Here is a 25443-nt window from a genome sequence, read left to right on the forward strand (position 1 = left end):
GAAGCGGGGAGCAATCCGGGTGCAGAGTTCGTCCAACTGATCGGCCCAGCGGTGGGCCTCGCTTGCGTGCGTCATGGCGCGACACCTCCGTGTCTAAGTCAACGCACAAACCCGGCTGTAGTACTAGAGCATCGGGCGCAAAAGTGAACCCAGGTTTGGGATCGGATCCGATGCTCAACCTCTTGAAGCGCGCACCGTTCGGGACCCTGTCTTGATCGCCCGGCCGATCCACCACCCCGTCATCACCGGGCTCGTCCCGGTGATCCCGATTGTCCGATGCTCCCCTCTTGGCCGGCACACCGTTCGACGCGAAAAACCGGGTCCACTTTTTCGCACGGTGCGCGAGAGCATCGGACGTGAAAAGCGGGCTCAGTTCCGGGATCGGGTCCGGTGCTTAGCGATCATCGGGCCCGATGCCCTCCATTTGAGCGGAAAAGCCCAACTTTCACCAGCCCGGCCCCTTCCCTCCCGGACCCGCGGCTGTTCTGATAGGGCGTGTTCAGCAAGCGACGGAGGGACAGCGTGGAACTCGACGAAGCACAGGGCCCCTGTCCGAAGTGGTTTCCGGTCTTCCTGTCCGGCATCGGGATCGCAAGCCTCGCCCTGTCCCATCTGTTCTGGTAGGCCCCCTGAGGGCGAAGGCTGTCTTCCCCTTTCCCACGCAGGCGGCCGTGCGATTTTGGACCTTGACGAAGGGACCCCGTTCGCGTCTATTGCGCCACCTGCGAAGCGGATCCCAGATCCGGCCTTTTCGCCTGGAGACGTGGCCGAGCGGCTGAAGGCACTCGTTTGCTAAATGAGCATACCCCAAAAGGGTATCGAGGGTTCGAATCCCTCCGTCTCCGCCACCTGCCTTTGCAAGTGGCCGAAAAGATTGAGTTCTTCTGAATCATCGGCACCTTCGGACCTGCTCCGGTCCTGATCTCGCGCGTCTCGGGAATGGGGCGAACTCCGTTGCGTGTCCACCGGTGAGGTTGTCGCCCGGTGACGCCGTGAGAGGGTGACCATCGCTGTGGCGCGACCCCTTCCCATACCCCTCCACACGTCATGGCCGGCCCTGTGCCGGCCATCCCGATGAAGACAAGCGCCGAGCCTCACCGCATCGAGATCACCGGGACAAGCCCGGTGATGACGGGGAGAAGGTGGTCAGGGTCGGTGCGAACACCCTCCGGCGTCATGGCACCCTCCGCCCTTCCTGCCACCCAGCCACGTCATGGCCGGCCAGTCATCACCCGCCTCTCGCCGGCCATCCCGATCGGAAAAGCGCGGCGCCTCTCGTATCGGGATCACCGGGACAAGCCCGGTGATGACGTGAGAGGGTGGTGTGAGGCGGTGCGAACACCCTCCGGCGTCATGGCCGGCCTTGTGCCGGCCATCCCGATACGGAGAAGCGCCGTGCCTCTCCACGTCATCACCGGGACAAGCCCGGTGATGACGTGGAGAGGATCAGGGTCCGCGTGCTCAGGCGGCTTTTCACTGGCGTGGCCCGCTGGGCCCGCCCCATGCGCCGGGCGTCCTTATCGACGGCCATCGATCACGCCGCGACCATGTTCCTGGGTTGGCCGCGTTCGAAGGCTTCGATTTTGTCGACCCGTTGGTCGGCAAGTCCCTGGACGGCTTCGTGGCTCGCCCAAGCGACGTGCGGGGTCCGGCCGAACGCGACGAGTTCATGGGGAAACGAGAACGCCCGCAAGGTGATGTCTTCGGGCAGGGTGTCGCGGTCGAGCACGACGATGCGCGCGGATTTCTTGAGCCTGTCGGACATCGGTGATGAGCCTGTTCGTGGATGAGGGACAGGGCACGAGCCCTGCGGCGTTGATTGACATTGTTCTCACGCGTCGGAGCGCCCATGCCTCGCTTTTTCTTCGACATCCATGATGGCAAGAGGTTCACGCCCGACCGTGAAGGGCTGGAACTGGAGGGCCTTGAAGCGGCCAAGGCTGAGGCCAAGAAGACCTTGCCCGACATTGTGAAGGAAGTGATGCCGGACGGGGATCGGCGCGACTTGACCGTCGACGTCAAGGACGTGGCCGGACGGATCGTCTGGCGGGTCACGCTGTCGCTGGCCGTGGAAAGCTCAGCGCAAGGCTCAACAGCGAAGGCCTGACAGAGAGCCACGGATTTCATCAGACAAGAGCTCGACCGTGTAGCGGCAGCCGGAGAGGAGTTGTTTCATGACCGGCATCTTTCAGCGCGGGCGCATAATTCAGATAAGGCGCGACATAGAACAAAAATGGAAAGACCCATATAAATAACTCCGACCGCAAGATAATCGTATATTTACGGCTTTCGCACGCGTATACTTGGAGAAATTTGGGAGTAGGTCATGTTTCATAGAATAATGTCGCATTTTTCTTCAGAAAACGAAGCTCTCTTCGTGGGAGCCTTGGCCATTCTGTTCTGCGGGGCCGTGATTCTGGGGGTGATGTGATGCTCTCCCAGGCGCTGATTGCATTCCTCCTGATGGCTGGCATTCTCGCCGTCTGCACACTGATGGTCCGCTACCACTGGTGAGGGCACGCCAATCTGGACAACGGGCCGGCGCAGCGTGTGCGCTGGGCGTCAAACTCACCACTGCCGGCGATCCTGACAACCCAAAGGGTTCATGGGTATCGCGTGCGTCTGGGCCGACTCGTGAAGGGCGGTGTTCGAAGATGAACAAACGCGCCTCAGTCATGCAGCGCCGCCTCGCAGCGATCTTCTACGCGGACGTGGCCGGCTATGTGCGCCTCATGAACGCCGATGAGGCAGGAACCCTCGGCCTGCTCGACTCCCATCGGGCCATCATGGATCGCCAGATCATCCAGTACAGAGGCCGCACCGCCAACACCGCAGGTGACAGCATCCTGGCTGAGTTCCCAAGCGTCATAGAGGCGGTGCAATGCGCGCTGGGCATTCAGGAGCGAATTGCCGCAGCGAGTGAGGAAACGCCCGAGGAGCGGCGGGTCACCTTCCGGATCGGGGTACATGTCGGAGAGGTGATGGTCCGGGACGGCGACATGTTCGGAGATGGTGTGAACATTGCGGCCCGCATGGAGAAGTTGGCGCGACCCGGGTTTGTCTGTCTGTCGGAAGCCGCTCACGCCTACGTGGCCAGGGTGTTGCCGCTGACCTTCGACGACCTCGGGGCACAGCCCGTGAGAAGTCTCGACACCCCGGTGCGGGCCTATCTCGTCCACGGCTCCGATCATCCGCCGTTCCGGTTCCTGCCGCCGGTTCATCGCCGCAGCGAGTTCAACCTGGGGCGCCGCTTTCACGCGATCCTGAACCGTGCGCTGCTGGAGATTACGAGGCCGGAGGGCCTGACGCTGGTCGAGCCTGCGATTTTGGCCTCGCTGCACGATGCTCCGGACATCGATGAGCGGCGACTGGCCGAGCGGATCGGCGCTGATCTCGCAAGCACCCAGCGGATGGTCCGGCATCTTGAGCGCCGCGGCTTCGTCAACCGGACGCGAGGCAAACGCGGCAGCGAGATACGGTTGCTCAGCCTCACCCCGGCGGGGCTCGAGCTTTTCGAACGTCTTCACCCGGTCATCCTTGCGGTGCGGGATCAGGTCATGTCATCGCTTTCGGAACGTGAGCGGGAGATCCTGCAAGACCTCCTGGCCCGCGTGATCAACGCCAACGAACTCAAGGCGAACCGCCGCTTCAACTGACCGGGCTCAGCACGCGGTGGTAGGTATCTGTCTGACTGCTATGAACGCTCGCTCCTGTGTGTCGTGATGGCGCGAGCCCTCGGGGAGATATCCCATGGCCTACATCATGCTTCAATATAACCGTCCAACCGACTCGCATCACTGGAACGACTACAACCAGCATGTCCGGGATTGGATTGAGCAGCTCCTGCAAATCCCGGGTGCAGTATCGCTTGTGGCCTATCGCACGTCCGATGGGGCCAGCCCGGACACGATCACGATGCTGGAGTTCCGAACCGTGGAGGACACGCGCCGGGGGCAAGCCTCCGAGCAGTTGCGGAAGGTTCTGGATGGCTTGCGATCCCTCGGCGTGACTGCCCAGGTTCTCCTGCAGGTTCTCCTGGTGGAGCGCTCGCCCTTTACCCCTGTGCCAATACCAGCGTGACGGCGAGACCTCGGCCTACCGCGTCTCGCGGCGGCGCGGGCCTTGGATCATTCGCGGTTGGGAGTTTGATGCGGCGTGGGAATGTCGCCGTCGCCATAACCGCGCCGGCCGTCGAGCTTGACCTTCGGAGGCGGTTCGGGGCGGTCGTCCAGCATCCTCACGGCTTTCCAGACCGAGTTCACCAGTTTCTGCGTGGTCGTGAGAGGACTCTTGCTCATGGTTGGCTTCCTTGCCGACCCCAGGGCCGTGCTGCGGCAATCGCTTTGTCGCAGCTAGCCGACGGCCGTAGGGCCGAGAACGTCCGCGAATGCGACCGTCAGGACCGGTTGATTGGCCCGGTTGGTGACTTCGACGTGCCAGCGTCGCCGGTCCTCGCCCTTCTGATGGCCTTCCGCAATCATGGTGTGGGCCAAGGCGACTGCAACATCCCGCGCGGCCTGAAGGTCAGGGTACCTGTTTCCTTCCGGGTCTTCCATGAGGTTGCTCTCCGTCCGGACGTTGAAATAGTAGAGAGCTGTTTCCGCCCTGGATGGCAATGGGGGGTGCTCACTGAAGCGGTGGCCCGATCGGGGCGCACCACCCTCATCATCCCACCTTGTGAGATCCTCATGTCGGCTTGGCCTTTTCGGGTGGCGGGCACGCCAGGGTGGTGATGCCAGCATCGTCGTCGCTTGCATGGCAAGCTCGCTCAAGCGCATCGTCCGCCTGCCGAACTCCTCCCGCAACTGGAACTCCCAGACAACCTGGTCATAGGCCTGATCGTCGCTTCGGATCTGGTACTGGGGCTCCCGGCTGCCGGCGGGCAGCAAGGCAACAATCTCGTAACCACCGCGCCAGACCCCGGCGGGCGAAGCGTCTTCGGCGTAGCTGACGTGCTGACCGGCAGCGTAGCGATGCGTTCTCATGACAGGATCCTTTCCTGTACCCCAGCGAAGCCGATGGTCCTGCTGATCCGTCACCGGGACCGGTCGCGCACGACATTCGGAACCGAGATGACGGCTTGACCGAACATCTTTCTGTTCCTCACCTAGAAATCTAGCGCTCCTAATAAGTTAATAGTCTTAGTTCTTATAGAACCTGATGACATACACGATAATACCGCGTGTAAAATTTAGATACTTAAATCGGATTTATTAGTAATTTATTTGTGGGATCCGATGCAAACGAGCCCGTCTCCCCCATATAGAATTGAGATAAACTTTCGGCTTTGCACCCTTGCAATTGGCCAAGGTTGATATCTGCGAGTGATCGCGGAGGTTCCCAATGTGTTTGAACAGCCGCTTCATGTTTGATCTTCAGCATTATCAAGCCCGCGATGGTCCGGGACTGACGCTTCACGCGCTGCCGATGATGCAGGCCAGGTGGGATCGGTTCACGATGGTCGAGGTGATGGGGATCCGAACCACGTCGGAGCTCATCGAAAAGGTTGAAGAGAGCTACAGCCTCTCCCACGAGCAGGCCGCCAGAGATGTCGAGTTCTGGGCCCTGGATAAGCAGCTTTGAGAAGGCTGAAGGGCAGGCAAGCCGTTCTGCCCCCTGTCGTTCTGCCCCCTGTCGGGTCCGGATGAGATGTCGGCGCCTTCCGGTCCGGACTGACAATTAATGGAGAGACGTTGATGGCAACCGAGTTTTACGTCGTCCGACATCACGGTGCCTGGCGCATCCGGGTCAATGGCAAACACCATGGGGACTATGAATCCCGCCTTTTGGCCATCAACGCCGCCGTGACAGAAGCCCAGGCCGCCGGGCCAGGGGCCAAGGTCTTCAGCACAGGGATTGTCAGTCAGTTCGGCCAGGAGTGGCAGTCGAAAGCTGGTCCCAACTCGCCCTCGCCATGATCATCACGGCAGGATCTTACAGGAGACGCGAATGAGTGAGCAGATGGGCCGTCTATATGACGAGCTCCGGATCAAGCTTCACGGGATGGATCGCCGCCTTGAGGCGCTGAAATCGAACGGCGCAGCGACCTTCGACCAATCTCAGGAGATCCTTGAAAGCCAGCTCGATCGGGTCGAGCAGCGCATCTACGACAACCGTGTGATCGTTGAAGCGGCCAATGTCAGGGTCAAGACGTGGCTCGCAGAGAAAAAGGCGGGCTCCGATGCAGGCAAGGATCTTTGGACGGAACGCCACAAGCCTCATCTGATGGAAACCCGCGCCCACGATGCGGAAGAGTATGCCATTGCCGTCTTTGAGCTTGCGGCCGCAGCCGCGGATGAAGCCACTCTGGCGGTCTTGCAGGCACTCCTCGCGCGAAACGATGCCGATGGGGCGGCTCTGCCGGATGCGGAGTTGCACAGCCCGTGAGTTCCCGGTTCCAGGAACACTCCGGCTATTTGGATGACATCCCAAGTGGCTGCGCCACCGGGAAGGTCATGTGGATATCACATCGTCTCCAAGGGCAGGCGGCGTAGATGACTTATCAACTCCTCTAGCAAGGTGGTGCATCTGCAATGTTTATCATCGAATTCTTTCGGGTCCGGGACACGGACCAGGCCCATGCCACTCTCGGCCGGGTTGAACATGACACCGCCGAGCTGGAGGATGCGAAGGTCAGGGCCCGGTCGCTCTTCGAGACATTGGCCATGCCGCAAGAGCCGGATGCCTTGCGGGTGGTCGATGAGCATGGTGAAGAGGTGTTTGTCTGGAGCCCGGAGGGCCGCAGGACCTGAGCGTGCAACGGACCCTTCCCGCCTGTTGCCCGCTTCAACGGGCCTCGAAGGAGGATGGTAATGGCCAACGTTCACTACATGATTGTCGAACACGACGGTGGATGGGCCTACAAAGTCGGAGACGTCTTCTCGGAACGATATGCCACCTATGACGAAGCACGCGAGGCTGCGGAGCGGGCGGCTGCCGAACAGAGGCTGCCGGGCGCGACGGAAGACATCGAGTACCAGGACGAAGCAGGCGACTGGCATGAAGAGATTTCTCAGGGACGGGATCGGCCTGAGACAGACGTCACGGGCTAGACGATCGGAAGCTTTTCTATCGGGATCGTTCAATGCCTGAAGGCATCCCCCTCCTCCGCTCTCACAATGGCCCAACCCACGCATCTGGATCCGTGCCACACTGACTTCAGTTGTCCCGTGACCAAGCCCCGGTGGCTCTCACATGAACAGGCCCAGCATGACAGCGCAGCGCCACCTCGCCGCCTTCTTGTGCGCCGATGTGGCAGGATACACCCGCCTCATGGCCAGCGACGAACGCGCAACGCTGCGGCTGCTCGCCGCTCACCGCGAGGTCACCGACCGAGAGATCGTCCAGCATGGCGGGCGCATTGCCAACACGGCCGGGGACAGCATTCTTGCCGAGTTTCCCAGCGCCCCCGATGCCGTCCAGTGTGCGCTGACCATCCAGGAGCGCATCGCCGCAATCAACGATGCCGTGCCGGAGGAGCGCCGGATCCTGTTCCGGATCGGCGTGCATGTTGGGGAGGCGATGGTCAGGGGTGGTGACCTGTTCGGCAATGGGGTCAACGTTGCTGCCCGATTGCAGAGCTTGGCCCTGCCGGGAACGATCTGCCTGTCCGCGTCAGCCTACGAGTATGTCCGCCGGCTTGTGCCGCTGGACATCGAGGACCTTGGGCCTCAGCGCGTGAAGAACCTCGACGAGCCGATCCAGGCCCTTCTGGTGCATCCTGCGGCCCCTCACCCAGCGAAGGCCATTCCGCTCGTCCACAGCCACTTCGAATTCCACCTCATCCGACGTGTCCACCTTCTGTGCATGCAGGCTCTCTCGGAAATCGGCGAGACGGCCGGCTTGACAGGGATCGACGTTCCGGCCCTTGCATCGATCATCGATGAGCCCGGTCTGAACCCCCATCGGCTCGCTGAGCGGCTCGGGATCAAACCGGCGGCTGGCCAACGGTGCGCGACCCGACTCGCACAGCGCGGGCTGATCAGGCGGAGCCGGAGTTCGGACCGAAGGCTCTGGGCTCTGAACGCGACGCCCGCGGGCGTTGAGACACGGCTGAGGCTCCGGGCCGCTGTAAGGACTGCACAGGACAGAATCCTGGCTCCCCTGTCGGAGAGTGAGCGGAGCCTGCTCAAGGGGTTACTCGTGCGTGTGATTGAGGCAAGCGCGGGTCGCACGAGCGGCGAGCGGAAGGAGCCTCATCGCCTTCGATCTGGCCATGACCGCCCTGACCGCTAAATGGCCTAACGCAACAAGATCCATGGTGTCGACTAGAGAGGACGCCAATAGCCGCTTAGGGTTCACGCCCTGCCCTTCAGCTTGGCCGTGTGAAGGTCCGCCTACCCCGCGACTGCGGATGTATGGCAAAGGTCGGCCCTGTGCCATTTTGAGACATTCCTGGTGTCGAGACCGCTGTGTCCTATACGGGTCAATGACTTCCGGCAAAAATTTCGCGGAAGGCCGCTTACGGAACTGGATTTCATTCAGGGCTTATGAGCCTCCACAGATGGTGAACCTGAGCAAGCTATGCTGATATTGCTACCCGCTGAGATCATGCATGCCGGTGACAGGAACAGTTGCTTGGTTTGACCTGACCAAGCAGTTTGGCTTTGTAGCTCTTGAGCATCGGACGGACCCAGAGGGCCGCGTCAGCGACCCGAAGGGCCACGCCAGCGAAAAGTGGATCCGGTTTTCCGTTCCGACCGATGCTCTTATCCAAGAAGAAAGCATCGGATGGATCCCAAAAGTGCAAGTCCACTTTTGGGTCCGATGCTTTAAGCGACCGCTATGGTGACGCCTTCTTGCACATGACGGTGCTCAAGGAAGCCGGTTATGTCTGGCTCCCGCGCGGGACCACGGTGCGGGTCAGGATTGAGCATGATCGAGGCAAGCGGCGGGTTGCGGAGGTTTTGAAGATTGACACCAGCACCGCTCGACCCGGGGCGAATGAGGCGGTCCGGCGCAAGCCCAAGGCCTGAGCACGTCAAACTGGGGTTTACCCCTGATCAAGCTCAATGGGCAAGGCGCTGACTATTCCACTCGTGGGCTGCGTCCAGACTGGCAAACCCGGGATGGTTGACCTCATCGATCCAGCCAAAGCCTGCCTCCAGGTACCACTGCCCCGGCGCAAACTCGTTCTCGCCCGAGATGGGGGTCAACACCGCTACCAGCCGCTGCTGCTCATCGAGGGCCATCATGCCTTCCTCGTCAAAGCCGGTCGCAACCCGGATCGGCCGAAGGGTGAGGCTCATGCGGCAGCCTGATCAATCTCCAGGTGGAGGCAGGTGGGATCAAATTCACCGACTTGCTTCAGCTTCTCCCAGTCAGGAATGTTCAGCCGGTCGCCGCTCAACTCGATCAGACCGTCGGTCCGCATCTGCTTGAAAACGCGGTTGGCATGCACTGGCGTGATGCCCATGGCATCCGCGAACTCGACCTGGGTGATCGGCAGGGTACAAACATGGCCCTCGACTAGGCCAACCGCCCTGAGACGCACCAGCAGCTCGCACCGCACATGGGCCATGCGATTGCAGGCGTTGCGGCGTCCGACATTGGTCACCCATTCCCTAAAGATGGCCCCTTCGATCAGGGTCTCGCGCCAGAAGGCGGCGGCGATGCGGGGATAGCGGGTGCAGAGGTCGCGCAGGTCGTCATGGGTGATGAACCCTATCCGGCACGGGGTGAGCGTGCCGATGCTGATGTCCACCACCTTCAGGTGCAGACTCTGAAGGTCGGGAATGTCCCCGGCGATGCCGAAGGACACGATCTGGCGCTTGCCGCCTGCGGTGATCTTGTAGCTGGCGGTAAAGTCGCTCAGGATCAGGCAGGAGCGGGAGGGGCGGTCACCCTCGCGCACGAGGTCCTGATCCTCCTTGATGACGGTCCCTGTCCCGTCGGTCGGGGCTGTGGGCCTCAGGCCTCTTCCTCCTGGAACGCCACTTCGCGGGTCTTGCGGAAGGATGGCAGGACCATCAGGATGAACATCGCGGCGGTCGCCAGCAGCAGGACGAGGCTGATCGGCCGCTCGAAGAACACGCTCGGGCTTCCGTGAGAGATCACCAGGGCGCGACGGACGTTCGTTTCGAGCAAGGGACCGAGCACGAAGCCGAGCAGCAGAGGGCCCGGTTCGCATTTGGCCTTCCGGAACAGGTATCCGAGCAACCCGAAACCTGCGGCGAGCACCACGTCGAAGATCCGGTTGTTGATGCTGTAGACGCCGACGCAGCAGAACAACAGGATGGCCGGGTACAGGAGACGGTACGGGACCGTCAGCAGCTTCACCCAGACGCCGATCAGCGGCAGGTTGATGACGACCAGCATCAGGTTGCCGACCCACATGCTCGCCACGAGGCCCCAGAAGATCTCCGGCTGGTTTTGCAGGACGGTGGGACCAGGGGTGATGCCATGGATGATGAAGGCGCTCAGCATCATCGCCATCATGTTGTTGGACGGGATGCCGAGCGTGAGCAGCGGAATGAACGACGACTGAGCGCCGGCATTGTTGGCGGCCTCGGGCCCTGCCACGCCCTGGACGGCTCCGTTCCCGAATTCCCGGGGGTTCTTCGCGACCTTCTTTTCCAGGGAGTAGGCGCAGAATGACGCCAGCGTCGCACCGCCGCCCGGCAGGATTCCGAGAAACGTCCCGATCCCCGTCCCCCGCAGGACGGCCGGCCAAGCCTTCTGGAAGTCCTCCCGCGTCGGCCAAAGGCGGCTGAGCTTACTGACCAGGACGCCTCGTGCTTCCACGTTCTCGAGGTTCTCGATGATCTCGGTAAAGCCGAAAACGCCGATTGCGATCACGACGAAGTCGATGCCGTCGAAAAGTTCGATCGCGCTGAACGTCAAGCGTTCCTCGCCGGATGCCGCGTCGATGCCGACCATGCCGAGCACCAGGCCGAGCAGGATCATGCCGATCGCCTTCAGGACGGACCCTCGGGCAAGGACGGTGGCCGCCAGGAGGCCGAAGAGCATCAGTGACACGTATTCGGCAGGGCCGAACGAGAGCGCGAATGACGAGAGCGTCGGGCCTGCGACGGCAATGCCGAATGTCGACACGGTTCCGGCAAAGAACGATCCGAGCGCCGCGACGGCAAGGGCAGATCCGGCTTTGCCCTTCTGGGCCATCTTGTAACCGTCGATCGCGGTCACCACCGATGATGCCTCACCGGGCAGGTTGACCAGGATGGCAGTTGTCGATCCGCCGTACTGCGCCCCGTAGTAGATGCCGGAGAGCATGATGATGCCGGCCAACGGGGGCAGGTAGAAGGTGATCGGCAGGAGAACGGCAATCGTCGCGGTCGGGCCGATCCCCGGCAGTACTCCGATCAGGGTCCCGAGGAGAGCACCGAGCAGGCAGAAGCCCAGGTTCATCGGAGTCATCGCTTCGCCGAAGCCGAGCGCGAGCAGGTGGAGGAATTCCATGGTTCACTCCCAGAAAGGCCAGATTGGCATTTGGACGCCGAGACCAACGATGAAGACCAGCGCGCCAAAGGCGGTCAGGCCCGCCGTGAGGAGGATCACCTCACGCCATCTGGATTCACGATCCGCCAGGCTTCCGATCACCAACAGCCAGACCGACGCGGCCACAAAGCCGAAGTACTCGGCCATGAAGGCGAAGCCGACGACAGACAGCAGGATGATCGACAGGGGACGAAGCTTCGGGGCGGCGATGTCCTCCCGCGCCCGGAACAGGCCGATCCCGCCGACGGCCAGCCCGACGAGAACCAGGAGCCAGCAGACGATCCTCGGCAGATAGCCCGGCCCCATTGTTGAGGCCGTGCCCATGGTCAGGTCGCGCCCGGCCCAGAGGCCGAGCGCACCGATGCCCACGAACATGACGGCCGTCAGGAGATCCGGCCGATTGCCGGTCTCCCCAACCTTGCGTGGAGCTGCCATCACTTCTGTTCCTTGACCAGCTTCCAGATTTCCCCGAGCCGCTCAGCCCGTGCCGGCATTTCCTTGTTCCACTCTTCGGACGAGCGATAGGAAAGCGCGAGAGACTGCTGCTTGGCCTTTTCCTGGAATTCCGGATTGTCGAGAGCCTTCTTGACGGCATCCGAGTACTTCGACCTGATCGCTTCGGGGACATCGCAATTCATCGCGATGCCGCGCTCGGAGCTCACGATGACGTCATAGCCCTGCTCCTTGGCCGTCGGCAGGTCCGGAGCGATGACGGCGCGCTGATCGGCAAACTGGCCGAGTGACTTGAAGGCCGAGTGATCGCCACCCATAAGCTCCCCGACGTTGATCCCGATGGCCATGACGTGCCCGCCGAGCAGCGCGGTCCGCGCCTCGTTCGCACCGTTGAAGGTGACCGCGGTCAGATCGACGCCAGCCGATTTTTCCAGTTGCAGCAGAGCGAGGTGTTCGTCGGTCCCGAGGCCGGTCGTGCCGATGGTGACCTTGCCCGGATTGGCCTTGGCGTAGGCGACCAGGTCCTTGAGTGAGTTGAACTCCGAGTTCGCCTGCACGATGAACGAGCCGGGGTCCTCGACAATGCGGGCAACCGGGCAGATCTTCTTGGGGTCGAAGCGGACCTTCCGGTCCATCTGCATCGTCAGGTAGCCCGGGGTGTTGAGAGAGGACAACGTGTAGCCATCGGGCTTGGCCTGCGTCATCGCCGTGTAGGCGATTTCACCGGACGCGCCGGGCCGGTTCAGTATGGTGATCTTCGCGCCGAGTTCCTTTTCGATGTAGGGCGCGAGCGTCCTGTTCATCACATCCGTGCCGCCGCCCGGGGCGAAGGCCACGATCATTTCGATGGGCCTGTCCTTCGGCCACTCGGCATGAGCGGCGCCGATACCAACCAGCATCGATGTGACAAGTGCGGCAGTCGAGATCAGTTGCTTCATTCGTACCTCCCATTGATAGCGGTCGACATGACCGCTCAAGCGTTTCGGAATTCGCTTCCGAACTCATTCAGGCTCCATCACGAAACTGATGGAGGATTGGGTTCTGCTTGGCACCGGCCTGTCAGGCGGGTGCCAAGCCTGCTCATATTGGCCACGATACCGGGGTCAGGCCTTTGACGGCAATTCGCAGCCCATCTTGGCGAGCGTTTCGTTGAACCAGGTCGGCTTGTGCGTGCCTGCCTTGATGGCGTCCATCTGCTTGTTCTCGGCGGCGTACTTGGCGACAGTCTTCTCGTAGACGTCCGCCACGTCGTCGATCGGCACGACCACCACGCCGTCGGAATCCCCGAGGACCAGGTCGCCGGGCATGATGACCATTCCGCCGATGGCGATCGGGCCGTTCACCTCGCCGGGACCGTTCTTGTAGGGCCCGCGATGGGTCACTCCGGCGGCGAATGTCGGAACGTTCATTTCCAGAAAGGCATCCGCGTCGCGAATGGCGCCGTTGAGGACGAAGCCGACGATGCCGCGCCTGCGTGCATAGTCGAGCATCATCTCGCCCATGAGGGCATGGGTCACGTCCCCGCCGGCATCCATGACGATGACGTCACCCTGCTCGGCCATGTCCATCGCCTTGTGCAGCATCAGGTTGTCGCCGGGCGGGGCCTTGACGGTCAGGGCCCGGCCGGCGAGCTTGCCCTCGCGGTGCATCGGGCGGAGCTGCGCGCCGGCGGCGTACATGCGGTACATGCTGTCGCTGACATTCGCGACGGGCAGCTCCTTGAACTTCTCGACCCATTCCTGGTCGACGGCGCGCTCCCGGTTCCGAACCCTCAATCCTATGCTCAACGTCTTCTCCTCATGGTTTTCGGTACTGGATGTCGAATGCGAAAGTCGCTCAGGTCGATGCCTTCGCGAGGGCGCGGTAGTTCACGATCCTCTCCCGACCCGGATCCCGGCCCTGGATGACGGCCAGGATCCCCTCGACCGCGTCGACTCCGACCCGGACGTTGGCCTGCTTTGTCACGCCGCCGACATGCGGGGTCACGACGATCTGCTGCCGTCCCCAGAAGGGATGATCAGGAGCGGGAGGTTCGGTTGCGAACGTGTCGAGGCCGGCGCCCGCGATGTGGCCGCTGTCGATGGCCCTGACCAGGGCGTCCTCGTCGATCAGTCCGCCGCGGGCCGTGTTGACCACGTAGGATCCAGGCTTCATCAGGCCGATCGCATGGTCGTCGAGGAGGTTGCGCGTCTCAGGCGTCAGGGGACAGTGCAGGCTGACGATGTCGGACGCGGCGAGAAGGTCCTCGACGGCAGCGTCCCGGGTGACGCCGGCATCGGCGAAGGTCGCGTCATCGGCAAAGGGGTCGAAGGCGCGGACATGGATTCCGAGAGCCTTCGCAGAGACGGCCGTGTGCCTTGCGATGGCCCCGAAGCCGACCAGGCCCATGGTCAGACCCGCGACCTCCACGCCCGAGAACCCGGCTTTTTCCCAACGGCCGGCGCGCAGACCGCTGTCGAGCGGTACGATGCGCTTGACGGTGGTCAGCATGAGGGTCATCGCATGCTCGGCGACGGAACGGGCGTTCGCACCGGCTGCGACGACAACAGGGATGTCACGACGGGTCGCGGCATCGACGTCGATGTTGTCCACCCCGACACCGTGCTTGGAAAGGACGCGCAGCGATGGCGCGGCGTCAATGGCGGAAGCCCCGAAGCGTCCCATCCGGACCACGACCCCGACCGGGTCGACCTCGGCAACGATCCGGACCAGGTCCTCCTCGCTCGTATAGGGAGGGACATAAGCGACGCTGTAGCCGTTGTCGGCGATGAGCTTGACGGCTTGCTCGTTGATGGCGGGGCCAGTGACCAGGATATTGCGGCTGTCCATGCGTACCTCGATCGGAACGAGCGAGGACGCGGTGCGAGGTATCGCACCTTGGATCACATCCTCCCATATCCCGAAGCTTTTCTGCTCGGTGTTTCGTTGGCGTCGATTCGTAACATAAGGATTTCTTGAAAAAAGCGAATAATTCTGGCAAACATGAACAGATTTTCTTAATAAGCGCCGGCCAAGGTTCGATGGACATCCGCCAACTGAAGACATTCATCGCGATTGCCGAGCACGGAACGTTTGCCAAGGCGGCGGATGCCGTCGGGCTGACGCCCTCCGCGGTCAGCCAACAGATCCAGGCCCTGGAGATCGAGGTCCAGGCCGAGCTGTTCGACCGCTCGACCCGGCCGATGACGCTCAACAGTCACGGGCTTCAAATGCTCGACGCCGCGCGCAACCTCGTGCGATCCGCCGATGACGTGATCGACGCCATATCCGGAAAGGCGATCACGGGCACCTTCACGATCGGCTCCATCCGGTCCAGTGTCCTGTCCTTGTTGCCCCGGGCGATCGTCGCGCTGAAGGCGGATTATCCCGATCTCAAGATCAAGCTTCATGTCGCCAACAGCGACGGACTCCTGAACGATGTCGTATCGGGAAGGCTCGATTCGGCGATGGTGGCCGAGCACTCCGGGGTTCCCTCGGCGCTGAGATGGAGTCCCTTCATCAACGAGCCCTTGTTCGCGATCGCACCGCCCGGCACGCCGCAAATGTCTGCAACGGAAATGCTCTCGACCCTCCCCTATGTGAGGTTCAACAGCAGGTTCCGTCTGACTCAACTGATCGATACCGAATTGGCAAGGAGCGGCATCGTGACGAACCTGATCGCGGAAACCGACACCATGACCGCTGTCGTCGCATGCGTGGTCAACGGCCTTGGTGCATCCGTCGCCCCTTACAGCGCCCTGAAGGAGGCGATTGGCGAGGTCGTGTCAGCTCCGTTCGGGAATCCGCAGGTCTATCGTCAGATTGGGTTGATCGAGCGCCGCACGAGCACGCGAACGATCGTGATCGACCGGCTCCACCAGCATCTGGTGAGCTTCAGCGGCGAGTACGGGGTGGCGCGCTGAGACACGCCCTCCACAGCCGATCCCGCACCCGTCGAGGTTGACCACATCTTTGGGCGATGCTGTCGCGTGTTACCGTCGTGCCGGCCATCCGAGGTTCTCTCAGGTCCCGGACCCATCGACGCCCCTGATCCTGAGAAGCCGCTCCGGACCCAGTTCACCGAGCGAGTTGATGCCGAGAAGACCCATGTTCCGGTTGATCTCGGTCGAGAGGATGGTGATGGCATGGCTGACGCCCGTCTCGCCTCCGATGGCGGCCGCATAAACGAAGGGACGGCCCACGAAGACGAATGCCGCGCCGAGAGCGATGGCTTTCAGCACATCGGAGCCTCGACGGATACCACCGTCCATCATGACGGGCATTGTCGCGCCTACGGCATCCGCAATGGCCGGCAGGACGCGCAGGGGTGAGACTGCCCCATCGAGCTGCCGGCCGCCATGGTTCGACACGACGATGCCGTCGACGCCGCTGTCCCGGGCGATGCGGGCATCGTCCTTGGACATGATGCCCTTGACGACCAGGCGTCCCTTCCACCGCTCGCGGATCAGTTCCAGATGACGCCAGTTCAGGTGATCCTTCGCTCCGAAGTCTCGCATCACGCTTTTCGCCAGGATCGGCGCTCCGCGTGTCGCGTAGGAATTCTCGAAATGGGGCATGCCGTGCTTCAGCAAAGTCCGCAGGAACGTGTTCAGCGTCCAGTTCGGCCGCATCATGCCGTCCCAGGCGAGGCGAAGGCTGGGCCGAAGGGGCGTGGAGAAGCCGCTCCGGACGTTGTTCTCCCGATTGGCCAGGACCGCCGTGTCGACGGTCAGCACGAGCGTCCCGAAGCCGGCCCGTTCCACCCGCTCCAGCAATCCGAGGATCCGGTCCGGTTCACCCGGCAGATAGGCCTGGAACCAGGCCGCAGGATTCGCCTTGGCGACCTCCTCCAGGCGGATCAGGGAGGATCCGCTCATCACCATCGGGATGTCGGCCTGCCCGGCTGCCCGCGCCAGGACCAGATCGCCGCGATAGGCCGACAGGGCGCTGATTCCCATCGGGGCGATCCCGAACGGGGCCGCGTATGTCCTGCCGAGCAGTTCGACGGCCTGAGTGCGCCTCGATACATCGACGAGCACCCGCGGGACGAAGCCGAACTCCTCGAAGGCCGATCGGTTGTCGCGGAGGGAGGCGTTGGTCTCGGCAGCCCCTGACACGTAGCCGAAGATCGGCCGCGGCAGGTGGCGGCGCGCCGCCATCTCGAAGTCGTCGAATGCCAGGACCCGGCGGAGGCGCCGCGGCAGAGCAGCAGGCGGTGTCTGCACGATCCCCTTGACCGGCGTCGATTCCAGATCCGTCGTGGAGCGCTCCATGCCGCGCGGCGTGTCAGGACTGCTCATGAGACTCCTCTCTCCGGTTACCAATGAATATGCCGTGCGCCTTGCCGCTGTGACCCGTCGCGTAGTCCGTGCACCGACTGTCCCGGATCACGTTCACAGACCGAGGCTCTCGAGGATCAGCTTGCGCCGGGAATAAACGATCCCGCTGAAGGCGAAGGTCACGGCTGCGCCTGCGACCAGGGGACCGCGCAGCCCCGTCAGGTCCGACAAGGCTCCGATGACCAAGGCACCAAGGGCCGGCGCCCCCCGAAAGATCATGCTGTGCAGAGCGAGCATCCTGCCCCGCAGGTGATCGGGCACGGCGAGCTGGATCACGGTCTGGCTGGCGATCCCGCTCACGACCATGCCGAAGCCCACAATGAACAGGGCCACGACCCCCAACGGCTCGTGACGGGCGACCGCCGCGACGAACAATGCCGCGCCCATCGCAAGGCCATTCGACAGAGACATTTTGGCCAGGGCCGCAGGATCGGCCTGCCGGCTGAGCCAGAGCGCCCCGACCAGGGCGCCGAGGCCGATCACGGATGTCATGAAGGCGAACTTGCCGGCGTCAGGGCCGAACAGGGCCGCGTAGCTCGGCATGAGCTCGAGAACAGGCCGTATGCAGAGCGAGACGACCGTCAGCGTCAGAAACATGGCGCCGAGGCCGACATGCCCGGCGGCATAGCGCCAACCTTCGACGACCGCCGTGATCAATCCGCCCTTGGCGGGTCGGGTGGTTTCGACGCAAACCAGACGTATCCTGGCAAGCGTCCAGGAGAAGACTGCGAACGTCCCGAAATTGATCGCGAAAGCCAGTGTGAGGCTGCCCTTCGCAATCACGAGGCCCGCGATGGCAGGTCCGACGAAGCGGGCAACGTTGAACGCGACAGAGTTGATCGCGACCGCACTGATCAGGTTCGGGCGCTCAACGAGACTGGGGAGAAGCGCCATCCGGAAGGGTTGGTTGAAGGCCGTGATGATTCCGCCGACCAGGGCGAGCACCAGCACGAGGCCCGGGTTGAGCAGGCCGAGGGCGCTGAGAAGGGTGAGCAGCCCCGCATGCACCATGAGCAAGGCCTGGCTGATCCGCGTGACCCGCAGTCGCTCGGACCGGTCGGCCATGGCGCCCGCCAAGGGGGTCACGAGGACCATCGGAAACAGGTCGGCGAAAGCGACCGCGCCCAGCCATGCCCCTGAGCCCGTCAGTTCCCAGACGAGCCAGCCGAGCGCAACCCGCTGAACCCAGGTTCCGACGAGCGAGAAGACGTTGCCGATAGTGAAAGTGCGATAATTGGCCTCGGACAAGGCCGCGCGCACGCCATGCCATCCCTTTTGCATGGTCATGCGGCCCATGCACGGGGACACGGTGTTTCTGGAATGGTCAGCACGGCTTCCTCTCTTGATGATTGCGGCTGACCGGGTTCAATCAGCGCGGACGCGGGAAGACGTGCCTGGCCTGCGGGTCGAAGCCTGGCTCGCAGGCGTTCCGCCCAGATGTCGTGTCAGTTCGGTGGAGACAGACCTCAGCAACTCGAAATGGTGGGCGACGGCCCTTTCATCGAATCGGCTTGTCGGGCCTGCCACGCCAATGACCCCGGCGACCTGCTGGCCGAAGCTGAATATCGGACAGGCAATGCTGGCCACTTGCGGATCGCGCTCGCCGAACGTGATATGGAACAGGTCACGGCGAATTTGATCGTATGGCTCGCCGGGTTCGCCGGCGAAGGCGAGAAGCACGCGTCCCGGCGCACCTCGGTCGAGGGGCAGCAGATCGCCGGTCCTTGCGTGATGCCCGATCGATTGCGGCGAATCCACACGAAAGAGGCAGACCCGCATATCGCCTTCGCGAACGTAGAATGCCGCGCTCTCGCCGGTCTCCTGAGCGAGCCGCCGCAAGGCCGGCTGGACGTAATCCTCGATCCGAAAGCTTGCCTGGTACAGGGTTCCGAGCCGGGCGAGCTTCGGTCCAAGCCGGAAGGTCGCATCGTCGTTGCGCACGAGGTAGCCGGCCCGGACCAGCGACTTCGTGAAGCGCAGAACGGTCGGTTTCGACAGGCCGACGCGACGGGCGAGCTCCGCCAGGCTCAGGAACCGGTCATCGGCCGTGAACGCGTCGAGCACGGCCAAGGCCCGCTCGACGGCGATGACCCCACCTTCTTCCCGCGCTTCGATGTCCAAGGCCTGTCTTGCCACGGTCGTTTCACTCTGTGTAACGACATTTCCTACCATGAAATACTGCGGAAACGCGCTTCTGTCAAAGCGCACCGTCGAGCGAGACAATTTCTGAGGCACGTCACCTCGGCAATGCGGAACGCCTTGCCCGCATGAAGCGGGATCACCGGGACAAGCCCGGTGATGACGTGGAGAGGTGGTAGAAGCCGGTCCTGACACCCTCCCACGTCATGGCCGGCCTTGTGCCGGCCATCCCGATGTTTTGGGGCGCCGCGCTTCACCGTATCGGGATCACCGGGACGAGCCCGGTGATGACGTGGGAGGATGGTGAGAGCGGGTGATGACGGGCCGGCCATGACATGGGAGGGTGTCATCACCCGCCCATACGACCCTCACCCGGGATGAGCGTCGCTCCGGGGCCGAGTTGCCCTGCCGATAAGTGCGATGCTCAACTCCCGAAGTGGCGCACCGTTCGACACGAAAAACCGGGTCCACTTTCTCGTAGGGTGCGCTAAAGGTTTTGGCATCAACAGAGCGAGTCGATGTTTGACTTGGCAACCCGGAGCGTCGGCTTCGTATCCAGGGCCTTGGAGGGGCTCCGATCGCTTCGGTCCCTCCGGACCTCGCAGGTTCACCTTCAGGCGAACATGCGACGGGCGGAGCTCGAAGGCCTCCAGTTCGCCTTCTACGCGCGGCTGACCGCGATCATCGTGGTTTCGGTCTGGCTGATCTGGCTCGTGCCGTGGCCACGGGATCTCTATTACGGAGCCTACGCGTTCGGGTTCTTCCTCCTAGGCTACATCCCCTACCGCCTGCGTCGCCATCGCCACGGCGAGGCGATCAAGCTCGGCTTCATCGTCCTCGACGTGGCCCTGGTGACGGCCGCCATCCTGGTCCCTCCGCCCGCCGGCCTCGGCGGCGATTGGCCCATCCAGACCCGTCTGCGCGGGCAGGAATTCCTTTACGTTCTCCTTCTCCTCGGCGAGGCCGCCCTCACCTACTCCCCGAGGCGGGTGCTGTGGACGGGCGTGTCGATCGTCGTGATCTGGTCGATCGGGGTCTTCACGGTCTACTCCCTGCCGGACACGCTGCGGTTCAACGATGCCGCCGCGGAGGGCGCGCTGACGTCGGCCGCCGTCCTGGATCTCTCCTTCAAGCCCGCCTTTGTCAGCCTGACCGCATGGTACACCCAGCTCGTGGCAACCTCCCTGTTCACCCTGCTCCTGACGCTGACCGTCTGGCGCAGCCGCCGGACCTTGCTGAACCAGGTCGAGGCCGAGGTCGTGCGCGCGGATCTCGCGCGCTATGTCTCTCCGGACGTGGCCGAGGCCCTCTCCAGCCGCGGCGCGACCGCGTTCGGAGAGCCGGCGACACGGATTGTCGCCATCCTGTTCGCGGACATCGTCGGTTTCACCAAGCTCACCGAAACCCTCTCGCCCGAGCGCACGTTCGCCCTGCTGCGGAGCTTCCAGGAGCGGAGCAGCGCCGTGGTGTTCAGGCATGGCGGCACCCTCGACAAATATCTGGGCGACGGCTTCATGGCGACCTTCGGGTCCATCGGCCTGCAACCGGACGCGCCGACCCGCGCGCTCGCATGCGCGTTCGAACTTCAGGAGGAGATCGAGCGCTGGAGCCGAAAACGGTCCGGCCGCGGCGCCGATCCGCTGCGTGTCTCGGTCGGAGTCCATTGCGGACCGGTGACCGTCGGCAATCTCGGTGGCCGGGAGCGCATCGAGTTCACCGTCGTGGGCGACGTTGTGAACGTGGCGAGCAGGCTCGAGGAGGTGACGCGCGAGATCGGGGGCTCGATCATCGCGTCGGAGGATTGCATCCGCGCCGCGGCGGATCCGGCATGGCGCGCGAGGTTCCGGTCCTCCCGCCACGTCCAGCTCCGCGGCAGGCAGCAAGGCCTTCTCGTCCACATCGCCAGCTCGTCCCCATCGCCAGGTGAGACGGACCGGCCGGCGCGGAAGTCCGACTAATCGCCTGAGCATACGGACCCTGACCCTCTCCCCGTCATCACCCGCTCACACCACCCTCTCACGTCATCACCGGGCTTGTGCCGGTGATCTCGATCCGGTGAAGCGCGGCGCTTCAGGCAATCGGGATGGCCGGGACAGGCCCGGCCATGACGTGGGAGGGTGTCGGCACCGGTCCTGACCACCCTCCACGTCATCACCGGGCTTGTCCCGGTGATCCCGATCCGGTGGAGCGCGGCGCCCTAGAAGATCGGGATGGCCGGCACAAGGCCGGCCATGACGTGGGAGGGGCGTGAGAGGGACGTGGGAGCGGTCGCGCCACTCCGATGGTCACCCTCCCCGTCATCACCGGGCTCGTCCCGGTGATCCCGGTCGGAAGACCGCCGGGGGCATCGTGCGGACGAAAGCGGGCCACGCTCGGCGATGCGGCGCCTCAGGACCGCATGGCACGATGCTGTCATCCCCGCATCGCGGCGTCCTTCCAATGGTCTGCCTGTCGCCCCGGACCGCTCCGGGCGCTCATATGGGCGGCGATCTCGGCCCTCGCGTCGGCGCCGATCCTGAGACCGAGCTTGGAGCGGCGCCACAGGACGTCGTCCACGTCCCGCGCCCATTCCTGGTCCATCAGGTAATTGACCTCGTTCTCGCCGAGATCGGCGGCGAAGATCCTGCCCAGGTTTCCCGCCGGCCCCAGTCCTGCCGGCTCTAGGATGTGCCGCGCGCGCGTCCCGTAGTTGCGGGCGAGCCGGCGGATCGTGCCCTCCGCGACGGCGGGCGCCTCCGTCTTGAGGCGGGACACGAGTTCCTCAAAACCGAGGACGGGGAAATCGCCCCCGGGCAGGGTCGCCCCCGCCGTCCAGGCGGGCCCGCGGGCGCCGAGCGTCTCTTCGATGGTCTCCAGGACGGACTCGGCCAGGCGCCGATAGGTGGTGATCTTGCCGCCGAAGATGTTGACGATCGCGCCTTCGCGGCCGGTTCCGTCGACCTTGATCACGTAGTCCCGGGTGGCTTCCTGAGCTTTCGATGCGCCGTCATCGTACAGGGGTCGGACGCCGGAATAGGTCCAGACCACGTCGTCCGGGGTGACGCCGCGCTCGAAATACTCCGATGCGGCCTCGCACAGATAGGCGATTTCCTCGTCGGAAATCCGGACCTCGTCCGGACTGCCGGCAAAGTCCCGGTCGGTCGTGCCGATCAGGGTGAAATCGCCCTCGTAGGGAATGGCGAAGATGATCCGGTTGTCCTTGTTCTGGAAAATGTAGCACCTGTCGTGATCGAACAGCTTCCCGACCACGATATGGCTGCCCTGGACGAGACGGACGTGGCGCTCGTTCGAGCCGGTCGATTGGCGAAGGACCTGATCGACCCAGGGCCCGGCGGCGTTCACCACGAGCCTCGCCGTCACCTCGCGGGTCCGGCCCGTTTCCTGGTCGGTGAGTGCGACCCGGAACCCGGCATCGCCGCGTTCGAGCCGGGTGACCTTCGTGCGCGTCAGGATCTCGGCGCCCCGGTCGGCCGCATCCCGCGCGTTGAGGGCCACGAGCCGGGCATCCTGCACCCAGGCGTCGGAATATTCGAAGGCCTTGCTGTAGCCTTTGCGCAGAGGTTTCCCGGCCGGGTCGCGCGCGAGATCGAGCGTGGTGGTTTTCGGAAGCAGCTTGCGCCCGCCGATGTGGTCGTACAGGAACAGGCCGAGCCGCAGGAGCCAGGCCGGCCTGAGACCGCCGTGATGGGGCAGGACGAAGCGGAGCGGCCAGATGATGTGAGGCGCCATGGACCAGAGCACCTCGCGCTCCATCAGGGATTCCCTGACCAGGCGGAACTCGTAGTGCTCGAGATAGCGCAGCCCGCCGTGGATCAGCTTGGTGGAGGCCGACGACGTCCCGCTGGCCAGATCCCGCATTTCCGCCAGCAGGACGCTGTAGCCGCGCCCGACCGCGTCACGGGCGATTCCGCAGCCGTTGATGCCCCCGCCGATCACCACGATGTCGAACTCTGAACGAGACATTGCCAACTCCTCCGGGGCGATGCCGACGGCACCGGCCGCTCGAGCATCGGATGTGAAAAACCGCCTCATGACACCCTCCAGGTCATCACCGGCCTTGTGCCGGTGTCCTCACCGGCCATGACCACCTTCTCCACGTCATCACCGGGCTTGTCCCGGTGATCCCGGTCGGAAGAGCGCCGCGCCTCACCGGATCGGGATGGCCGGGACAAGCCCGGCCATGACGAGGGAGCGTTTCTATCCTGGCCGGGAGTGGCGCGGGCCGGGAGCATCGGACGTGAAAAGGGGACCCGGGTTTGGGAGCGATTCCCATGCTCCACTTTTGGCTGGCGCACGATGCTTCAAGCTTTTGTTGTGAAGCATCTTTTCACGCAAAACCGGTTCCCACTTTTGCGCACGATGCTTTGAGCTTTTCTTGTGAAGCATCTTTTCACGCAAAACCGGTTCCCACTTTTGCGCACGATGCTTCAGCCCTGCCAGATCGTCCGCTGCACGGCGCGGCGCCAGCCGGAAAGCGCCCGCTCGCGCTCGCCGTCGGCCATGGCCGGCGCGAAGCGATGATCGGCGCGCCAGCTGGCCGCGAATCCGTCGCTGCCCGGCCAGACTCCCGCGCCGCATCCGGCCAGCCAGGCAGCGCCCAGAGCGGTCGTCTCGAGAATGACCGGCCGGTCGACGGGAGCGTTCAGAATGTCGGCGAGGCGCTGCATCGTCCAATCGCTCGCCACCATGCCGCCGTCGACGCGCAGAACCGTATCGGCCGCGGCCGACCAGTCCTGACGCATGGCGTCCAGGAGGTCCCGCGTCTGGAAGCACACGGATTCGAGCGCCGCCCGGGCGATCTCGTTCGGGCCCGTGTTGCGCGTGAGGCCGTAGAGCGCTCCGCGCGCGTCGGGCTGCCACCACGGGGCGCCGAGGCCCGTGAAGGCCGGAACGAGATAGACCTCCTGCTGCGGATCGGCCTGGGCGGCGAAGGATCCGGATTGGTCCGCGCGCTGGAGAATGCCGAGCCCGTCCCGCAGCCATTGGACGGCCGCTCCGGCGATGAAGATCGAGCCTTCGAGCGCATAGGTGGTCCGGCCCTCGATGCGGTAGGCGATGGTGCTCAGAAGGCGGTTCTTGGAAGGCACGCGCTCGTGCCCCGTGTTGAGGAGCGCGAAGCAGCCCGTCCCATAGGTCGACTTCATCATCCCGGGCCTGAAGCAGGCCTGTCCCACGGTGGCGGCCTGCTGGTCGCCGGCCACGCCCCTGACCGGGATGGCGACGCCGAAGAGACCCGGATCCGTGCTGCCGAAATCGTCGATGCTGTCCCTGATCTCGGGCAGGATGGATCGCGGGATGCGGAACAGGCGCAGCAGGTCCTCGTCCCATTCGCCGGTGTCGATGTTGCACAGCATGGTCCGCGACGCGTTGGTCGCATCGGTGACGTGCCGCCGGCCGCCGGTGAGATGCCAGAGCAGCCACGTGTCGACGGTGCCGAAGGCGAGCGCGCCGCGCTCGGCCTTGGTCCGGGCGCCTTCGACATTGTCCAGGATCCATTCGATCTTCGTGGCGGAGAAATACGGGTCGGCGAGCAGTCCGGTCCGATCGGTGATCAGCGCCTCGGACCCGTCGGCCTTCAGCGCGGCGCAGCGATCCGCCGTGCGTCGATCCTGCCAGACGATGGCGTTGTGGACCGGGCGCCCCGTCGCGCGGTCCCAGAGGATCGCGGTCTCGCGCTGGTTGGTGATGCCGATGGCCGCGATGTCGGAGGCGGCCAGTCCCGCATCGGCGAGGGCGGACCGCATGGTTTCCAGGATCGTGTCCCAGAGATCCCGGGGATCGTGCTCGACCCAGCCGGGTTTCGGGTAGATCTGGGGGAACTCGCGCTGCGCCAGCCCGCGGATCCTGTAGGTGCCGTCAAACACGATGGCGCGGGACGATGTGGTGCCTTGGTCGAGAGCCAGCACGAAGTCGGCCATGCGTTCCTCCTCTCACGATGGGGTTCAAGGGTCTCACAATCCTGCGAGGGCGACGTACTTGATTTCGAGGAAGCCCTCGATGCCGTACTTGGAGCCCTCGCGCCCCAGCCCCGACTGCTTGACCCCGCCAAACGGCGCCATCTCGTTGGCCAGCGCCG

General features: G+C 63.8%; 27 protein-coding genes and 1 tRNA gene. 12 read left to right on the forward strand and 16 right to left on the reverse strand.

The genetic code is table 11. The features are described from left to right. Nucleotides 1-757 precede the first annotated feature (757 nt). Nucleotides 758-848: transfer RNA gene (locus tag NF876_RS34425), tRNA-Ser, on the forward strand. A gap of 686 nt (nucleotides 849-1534) precedes the next feature. Here NF876_RS34425 and NF876_RS43680 read toward each other — a convergent pair. Then, the gene (locus NF876_RS43680; protein WP_373696766.1) at nucleotides 1535-1765 is read right to left on the reverse strand and encodes a hypothetical protein; all 231 of its coding nucleotides are present in this window, start codon (nucleotides 1763-1765) and stop codon (nucleotides 1535-1537) included. Between the two features lie 84 nt (nucleotides 1766-1849). Between NF876_RS43680 and NF876_RS34435 the strand changes: the two genes are divergently transcribed. From NF876_RS34435 to NF876_RS34445, 3 genes are all read left to right on the forward strand, one after another. Then, nucleotides 1850-2107 carry a DUF6894 family protein gene (locus tag NF876_RS34435; protein ID WP_262272619.1) on the forward strand — a complete coding sequence of 86 codons (258 nt, stop codon included), beginning with the start codon at nucleotides 1850-1852 and terminating at the stop codon, nucleotides 2105-2107. A 547-nt stretch (nucleotides 2108-2654) separates the two neighbouring features. Next, a complete protein-coding gene (locus tag NF876_RS34440; protein WP_262272620.1) occupies nucleotides 2655-3656 on the forward strand; it encodes an adenylate/guanylate cyclase domain-containing protein in 1002 nt (333 codons plus the stop codon). 94 nt (nucleotides 3657-3750) lie between these two features. Beyond that, a complete protein-coding gene (locus NF876_RS34445) occupies nucleotides 3751-4080 on the forward strand; it encodes a hypothetical protein (RefSeq protein ID WP_262272621.1) in 330 nt (109 codons plus the stop codon). A gap of 47 nt (nucleotides 4081-4127) precedes the next feature. Here NF876_RS34445 and NF876_RS34450 read toward each other — a convergent pair whose 3' ends face one another. Continuing rightward, entirely contained in the window at nucleotides 4128-4298 is a 171-nt protein-coding gene (locus tag NF876_RS34450; RefSeq protein ID WP_262272622.1) for a hypothetical protein, read from the reverse strand. A 54-nt stretch (nucleotides 4299-4352) separates the two neighbouring features. After that, nucleotides 4353-4985: a DUF6894 family protein gene (locus tag NF876_RS34455; RefSeq protein WP_262272623.1), complete on the reverse strand. Its 633-nt coding sequence runs from the start codon at nucleotides 4983-4985 to the stop codon at nucleotides 4353-4355. Nucleotides 4986-5343: 358 nt separating this feature from the next. Here NF876_RS34455 and NF876_RS34460 point away from each other — a divergent pair, with 358 nt between their 5' ends. The 6 genes from NF876_RS34460 (at nucleotide 5344) to NF876_RS34485 (ending at nucleotide 8235) form a co-directional block, all read left to right on the forward strand. After that, entirely contained in the window at nucleotides 5344-5583 is a 240-nt protein-coding gene (locus NF876_RS34460; protein ID WP_262272624.1) for a hypothetical protein, read from the forward strand. 113 nt (nucleotides 5584-5696) lie between these two features. Then, the gene (locus NF876_RS34465; protein WP_262272625.1) at nucleotides 5697-5918 is read left to right on the forward strand and encodes a hypothetical protein; all 222 of its coding nucleotides are present in this window, start codon (nucleotides 5697-5699) and stop codon (nucleotides 5916-5918) included. A gap of 31 nt (nucleotides 5919-5949) precedes the next feature. After that, a complete protein-coding gene (locus NF876_RS34470; RefSeq protein WP_262272626.1) occupies nucleotides 5950-6387 on the forward strand; it encodes a hypothetical protein in 438 nt (145 codons plus the stop codon). A 146-nt stretch (nucleotides 6388-6533) separates the two neighbouring features. After that, the gene (locus NF876_RS34475; RefSeq protein ID WP_262272627.1) at nucleotides 6534-6752 is read left to right on the forward strand and encodes a hypothetical protein; all 219 of its coding nucleotides are present in this window, start codon (nucleotides 6534-6536) and stop codon (nucleotides 6750-6752) included. A gap of 60 nt (nucleotides 6753-6812) precedes the next feature. Continuing rightward, complete coding sequence (locus NF876_RS34480; protein WP_262272628.1) at nucleotides 6813-7052, forward strand: DUF2188 domain-containing protein; 240 nt, start codon at nucleotides 6813-6815, stop codon at nucleotides 7050-7052. Nucleotides 7053-7194: 142 nt separating this feature from the next. Then, entirely contained in the window at nucleotides 7195-8235 is a 1041-nt protein-coding gene (locus tag NF876_RS34485) for an adenylate/guanylate cyclase domain-containing protein (protein ID WP_262272629.1), read from the forward strand. A 773-nt stretch (nucleotides 8236-9008) separates the two neighbouring features. Here NF876_RS34485 and NF876_RS34490 read toward each other — a convergent pair. From NF876_RS34490 to NF876_RS34520, 7 genes are all read right to left on the reverse strand, one after another. Further along, nucleotides 9009-9248, reverse strand: a complete 240-nt coding sequence (locus NF876_RS34490) for a hypothetical protein (protein ID WP_262272630.1) — start codon at nucleotides 9246-9248, stop codon at nucleotides 9009-9011. Beyond that, nucleotides 9245-9853, reverse strand: a complete 609-nt coding sequence (locus tag NF876_RS34495; RefSeq protein WP_262272631.1) for a Crp/Fnr family transcriptional regulator — start codon at nucleotides 9851-9853, stop codon at nucleotides 9245-9247. The genes NF876_RS34490 and NF876_RS34495 overlap by 4 nt, the downstream gene beginning before the upstream one ends. Nucleotides 9854-9909: 56 nt before the next feature. Continuing rightward, nucleotides 9910-11418, reverse strand: a complete 1509-nt coding sequence (locus NF876_RS34500; RefSeq protein ID WP_262272632.1) for a tripartite tricarboxylate transporter permease — start codon at nucleotides 11416-11418, stop codon at nucleotides 9910-9912. A 3-nt stretch (nucleotides 11419-11421) separates the two neighbouring features. Further along, the gene (locus NF876_RS34505) at nucleotides 11422-11892 is read right to left on the reverse strand and encodes a tripartite tricarboxylate transporter TctB family protein (protein WP_262272633.1); all 471 of its coding nucleotides are present in this window, start codon (nucleotides 11890-11892) and stop codon (nucleotides 11422-11424) included. Beyond that, on the reverse strand, nucleotides 11892-12848 hold the full coding sequence (locus tag NF876_RS34510) for a tripartite tricarboxylate transporter substrate binding protein (protein ID WP_262272634.1): 957 nt from the start codon (nucleotides 12846-12848) through the stop codon (nucleotides 11892-11894). Before NF876_RS34510 ends, NF876_RS34505 begins: the two co-directional genes overlap by 1 nt. Nucleotides 12849-13013: 165 nt before the next feature. Continuing rightward, the gene (locus tag NF876_RS34515; RefSeq protein WP_262272635.1) at nucleotides 13014-13697 is read right to left on the reverse strand and encodes an RraA family protein; all 684 of its coding nucleotides are present in this window, start codon (nucleotides 13695-13697) and stop codon (nucleotides 13014-13016) included. 49 nt (nucleotides 13698-13746) lie between these two features. Further along, nucleotides 13747-14739 carry a hydroxyacid dehydrogenase gene (locus tag NF876_RS34520; RefSeq protein WP_262272636.1) on the reverse strand — a complete coding sequence of 331 codons (993 nt, stop codon included), beginning with the start codon at nucleotides 14737-14739 and terminating at the stop codon, nucleotides 13747-13749. A 191-nt stretch (nucleotides 14740-14930) separates the two neighbouring features. On the opposite strand from NF876_RS34520, the gene NF876_RS34525 reads away from it, so the two are divergent. After that, nucleotides 14931-15812 (forward strand): LysR family transcriptional regulator, encoded by an 882-nt coding sequence (locus tag NF876_RS34525; protein ID WP_262272637.1) that lies wholly within the window; start codon nucleotides 14931-14933, stop codon nucleotides 15810-15812. Between the two features lie 99 nt (nucleotides 15813-15911). Here NF876_RS34525 and NF876_RS34530 read toward each other — a convergent pair whose 3' ends face one another. The 3 genes from NF876_RS34530 to NF876_RS34540 all read right to left on the reverse strand — a co-directional run bounded on the left by NF876_RS34530 (nucleotide 15912) and on the right by NF876_RS34540 (nucleotide 19364). Continuing rightward, nucleotides 15912-17048, reverse strand: a complete 1137-nt coding sequence (locus tag NF876_RS34530; RefSeq protein ID WP_262272643.1) for an alpha-hydroxy acid oxidase — start codon at nucleotides 17046-17048, stop codon at nucleotides 15912-15914. Nucleotides 17049-17282: 234 nt separating this feature from the next. Continuing rightward, nucleotides 17283-18515 (reverse strand): MFS transporter, encoded by a 1233-nt coding sequence (locus NF876_RS34535; RefSeq protein ID WP_262272638.1) that lies wholly within the window; start codon nucleotides 18513-18515, stop codon nucleotides 17283-17285. 78 nt (nucleotides 18516-18593) lie between these two features. Beyond that, nucleotides 18594-19364, reverse strand: coding sequence for an IclR family transcriptional regulator (locus NF876_RS34540; RefSeq protein WP_262272639.1), 771 nt, complete (start codon nucleotides 19362-19364; stop codon nucleotides 18594-18596). Between the two features lie 521 nt (nucleotides 19365-19885). On the opposite strand from NF876_RS34540, the gene NF876_RS34545 reads away from it, so the two are divergent. Next, nucleotides 19886-21325, forward strand: a complete 1440-nt coding sequence (locus NF876_RS34545) for an adenylate/guanylate cyclase domain-containing protein (RefSeq protein WP_262272640.1) — start codon at nucleotides 19886-19888, stop codon at nucleotides 21323-21325. 454 nt (nucleotides 21326-21779) lie between these two features. Here the strand turns inward: NF876_RS34545 and glpD are convergent, their stop codons facing one another. The 3 genes from glpD to NF876_RS34560 form a co-directional block, all read right to left on the reverse strand. Then, complete coding sequence (glpD, locus tag NF876_RS34550; protein ID WP_262272641.1) at nucleotides 21780-23330, reverse strand: glycerol-3-phosphate dehydrogenase; 1551 nt, start codon at nucleotides 23328-23330, stop codon at nucleotides 21780-21782. A 464-nt stretch (nucleotides 23331-23794) separates the two neighbouring features. Next, nucleotides 23795-25285 (reverse strand): glycerol kinase GlpK, encoded by a 1491-nt coding sequence (gene glpK / locus NF876_RS34555; RefSeq protein ID WP_262272642.1) that lies wholly within the window; start codon nucleotides 25283-25285, stop codon nucleotides 23795-23797. Between the two features lie 33 nt (nucleotides 25286-25318). Next, nucleotides 25319-25443: aldehyde dehydrogenase family protein (locus NF876_RS34560; protein ID WP_262272644.1), on the reverse strand; the 125-nt coding region annotated here is incomplete at its 5' end.

This window comes from Microvirga yunnanensis (assembly GCF_025460875.1).

Coding starts and splice junctions, on each gene's coding strand:
- NF876_RS43680 (WP_373696766.1), bottom strand. CDS start 1,765: ATGTCCGACAGGCTCAAGAAATCCGCGCGCATCGTCGTGCTCGACCGC.
- NF876_RS34435 (WP_262272619.1), top strand. CDS start 1,850: ATGCCTCGCTTTTTCTTCGACATCCATGATGGCAAGAGGTTCACGCCC.
- NF876_RS34440 (WP_262272620.1), top strand. CDS start 2,655: ATGAACAAACGCGCCTCAGTCATGCAGCGCCGCCTCGCAGCGATCTTC.
- NF876_RS34445 (WP_262272621.1), top strand. CDS start 3,751: ATGGCCTACATCATGCTTCAATATAACCGTCCAACCGACTCGCATCAC.
- NF876_RS34450 (WP_262272622.1), bottom strand. CDS start 4,298: ATGAGCAAGAGTCCTCTCACGACCACGCAGAAACTGGTGAACTCGGTC.
- NF876_RS34455 (WP_262272623.1), bottom strand. CDS start 4,985: ATGAGAACGCATCGCTACGCTGCCGGTCAGCACGTCAGCTACGCCGAA.
- NF876_RS34460 (WP_262272624.1), top strand. CDS start 5,344: ATGTGTTTGAACAGCCGCTTCATGTTTGATCTTCAGCATTATCAAGCC.
- NF876_RS34465 (WP_262272625.1), top strand. CDS start 5,697: ATGGCAACCGAGTTTTACGTCGTCCGACATCACGGTGCCTGGCGCATC.
- NF876_RS34470 (WP_262272626.1), top strand. CDS start 5,950: ATGAGTGAGCAGATGGGCCGTCTATATGACGAGCTCCGGATCAAGCTT.
- NF876_RS34475 (WP_262272627.1), top strand. CDS start 6,534: ATGTTTATCATCGAATTCTTTCGGGTCCGGGACACGGACCAGGCCCAT.
- NF876_RS34480 (WP_262272628.1), top strand. CDS start 6,813: ATGGCCAACGTTCACTACATGATTGTCGAACACGACGGTGGATGGGCC.
- NF876_RS34485 (WP_262272629.1), top strand. CDS start 7,195: ATGAACAGGCCCAGCATGACAGCGCAGCGCCACCTCGCCGCCTTCTTG.
- NF876_RS34490 (WP_262272630.1), bottom strand. CDS start 9,248: ATGAGCCTCACCCTTCGGCCGATCCGGGTTGCGACCGGCTTTGACGAG.
- NF876_RS34500 (WP_262272632.1), bottom strand. CDS start 11,418: ATGGAATTCCTCCACCTGCTCGCGCTCGGCTTCGGCGAAGCGATGACT.
- NF876_RS34505 (WP_262272633.1), bottom strand. CDS start 11,892: ATGGCAGCTCCACGCAAGGTTGGGGAGACCGGCAATCGGCCGGATCTC.
- NF876_RS34510 (WP_262272634.1), bottom strand. CDS start 12,848: ATGAAGCAACTGATCTCGACTGCCGCACTTGTCACATCGATGCTGGTT.
- NF876_RS34520 (WP_262272636.1), bottom strand. CDS start 14,739: ATGGACAGCCGCAATATCCTGGTCACTGGCCCCGCCATCAACGAGCAA.
- NF876_RS34525 (WP_262272637.1), top strand. CDS start 14,931: ATGGACATCCGCCAACTGAAGACATTCATCGCGATTGCCGAGCACGGA.
- NF876_RS34530 (WP_262272643.1), bottom strand. CDS start 17,048: ATGGCGGCGCGCCGCCACCTGCCGCGGCCGATCTTCGGCTACGTGTCA.
- NF876_RS34535 (WP_262272638.1), bottom strand. CDS start 18,515: ATGACCATGCAAAAGGGATGGCATGGCGTGCGCGCGGCCTTGTCCGAG.
- NF876_RS34545 (WP_262272640.1), top strand. CDS start 19,886: ATGTTTGACTTGGCAACCCGGAGCGTCGGCTTCGTATCCAGGGCCTTG.
- glpD (WP_262272641.1), bottom strand. CDS start 23,330: ATGTCTCGTTCAGAGTTCGACATCGTGGTGATCGGCGGGGGCATCAAC.
- glpK (WP_262272642.1), bottom strand. CDS start 25,285: ATGGCCGACTTCGTGCTGGCTCTCGACCAAGGCACCACATCGTCCCGC.